Source organism: Aestuariivirga sp. (genome assembly GCF_041738905.1).
Classification (GTDB): domain Bacteria; phylum Pseudomonadota; class Alphaproteobacteria; order Rhizobiales; family Aestuariivirgaceae; genus Aestuariivirga.
In genome coordinates this window covers 1-2,210 of record NZ_JBGSOZ010000119.1, presented here as the reverse complement: position 1 = coordinate 2,210, position 2,210 = coordinate 1, and the positions used below count along the sequence as shown (strand labels likewise).

Genomic DNA, 2,210 nt, shown 5'->3' with positions numbered 1-2,210 from the left:
CGCTGCGGCGCGGGCGGCGCCATGGCGACGGCGGGCGAGAGCCAGGCCACGTCGCGCACGGCCTTCACGGCACCCAGAACTGCTGCGGCATAAGTCGCCATCGCCGCTATCGCATAGACTGCAGGATTGCGGCTGAAGACGAGGAAGGGAAAACTGAAGAACTTGGCATAGAGCGTGGTCAGGCCGGCACCGAGCCACGTGCCCGCGCCAATGCCGATGAGGATTCCGGCAAGCGCGATCAGCGTGACGAAGCCGACGTAGTGGCGCGCCACGGCCCAGGAGGAATAGCCCATGGCCTTCAGCAGGCCGATCTGCTCGCGCTCCAGGGCGATGAGCCGCGACAGCGTCATGTTGACGAGAAAGGCCGCGACGAGGAGGAAGATCGGCGGAAGGATACGGCTCATGGCGCGGAGCTGCTGAAGTTCTGCATCGAGAAACGCATGGGACTGCTGGTCCTTGCGGCCATAGGCACCCTGTCCGCCATAGCGCGCCAGCATTCGGTCGAGTTGTGCGATGATGCCCGCTTCGTTCGCGCCGTTGATGAGTTTCAGCGAAACGCCGTTGAAGGCGCCTTCAAGGTCGTAGGCGGCTGCAAGTGCGCGCTCGGGCATCCACAGGATGCCGAAGCGGCGCTCGTCGGGCATCAGCTCGCCCGGCCCCAGCGCATAGATGAACTCCGGCGAAAGGGCGGTGCCCGTCACGGCGATGTCGCGCAGCCGGCCATTGATCAGCACACGGATCGTGGTCCCGGCGGAAAGGCCGTGCGCCCTGGCAAATCCGGCGCTCACGACAGCCTCGTCCGGCTGGTCGGAATCCGGCATCCGCCCGGTGCGGAAATAGATGCGGTTCAGCGATGCTTCCCGATAGTCCGGCACCGAGACGAGCAGTACCGATGCCGGTTCGCTCATGCCTTCCACATCAGCGAGCGCTATCTTCTGGATGCGGGTTTCAGCGCTTGCCACGCCGTCGAGTGACGCGATGTCGGCCGCGAGCGCGTTCGGAGCCCGCGTCACGGTGGCGAACACATCGCCGAAACGATTGGACTCGTAGTAGCTCGTGCGCGTCGTCGAAAGCGAATCATGGGCGCCATTGCCGAGGATGAGCGTCGCCACCCCCGCCGCCATCACGAGCGCGATGGCCAGCGCCTGGGGCCAGAGCCTCCGCAAGTCGCGCAGGAGCTTGATGGTGAGCACGCGCATCTACCAGCTCACCTCCGATGGCAATTTTCGCGATGCGTTGCGCTGTTCCGATGCGATGGTGCCGTTGGCGAAATGCACCACCCTGTCGGCGATCATGGCGATAGCCGCATTGTGCGTGATGACGAGCGTGGTCGCTCCCGTCTCGGCATTCACCCGCGTCAGTGCCTCCAGCACCTTGATGCCGGTCTTCGAATCGAGTGCCCCCGTGGGCTCGTCGCAGAGCAGCACGTCGGGGCGCTTGGCGATTGCCCGCGCGATCGCAACGCGCTGCTGTTCGCCGCCCGAGAGCTGGGCCGGGAAATGCTCCATCCGGTCTTCCAGCCCCACCATGGCGAGCGCTTCCTCGGGCTTCATGGGGCGCTTGGCGATCTCGGTCACCAGCTTCACGTTTTCGCGCGCCGTGAGGCTCGGCACCAGATTGTAGAACTGGAATATGAAGCCCACATGGTCGCGGCGATAGCGGGTGAGTTCAGATTCGCTCTGCCGGGTGAGCGAATGATCCATGAACCAGGCTTCGCCCGCGCTGGCGCTGTCGAGGCCGCCGGCGATGTTGAGAAACGTGGATTTGCCGGAACCCGATGGCCCCAGGATCACGATGAACTCGCGGGCCCGTGCCTCGAAGTCGACACCCCGCAGCGCCTGAACCTCCACCTCGCCCGTGCGATAGGTCTTGCACAGGCCCTTGATGCGCAGGATGGGCTCATTTCGTTCAATTGTCGCGGCAGGGTCCATCGAGCCTTCCTCAGGTTCATCTCCCCTTTAGGCCGTGAAGTCGCGGCGGGATTTGACCCCCGTCAAACCTCAGACATATCCGGAAAGCCCCGGAATGGAGCCCGCCACTTCCTTCACCAGCTGCGAGCCGGCCTTCTCCTTGGCATAATCCAGCGTCGTGGTGCCCAGCGCCTTGATCTGGTCCATCGAAAGCCCGGCAGAACTCAGCTTGCTGATGGCGGCCAGCGGCCCGCCCATCATGCCGCCCGCCAGCATGCCGAGAAGCCCGCCGCCGCCGCC

2 protein-coding genes and 1 pseudogene are annotated in these 2,210 nt (G+C 64.8%); all 3 read right to left on the bottom strand.

The features are described 5' to 3' along the window. On the bottom strand, positions 1 to 1,199 hold a 1,199-nt coding region (locus tag ACEW8Q_RS10915; protein ID WP_373504088.1), incomplete at its 3' end, for an ABC transporter permease. After that, entirely contained in the window at positions 1,200 to 1,931 is a 732-nt protein-coding gene (locus tag ACEW8Q_RS10910; protein ID WP_373504087.1) for an ABC transporter ATP-binding protein, read from the bottom strand. A gap of 69 nt (positions 1,932 to 2,000) precedes the next feature. After that, positions 2,001 to 2,210 (bottom strand): annotated as a pseudogene (locus ACEW8Q_RS10905) (DUF2267 domain-containing protein); the annotation flags it as partial.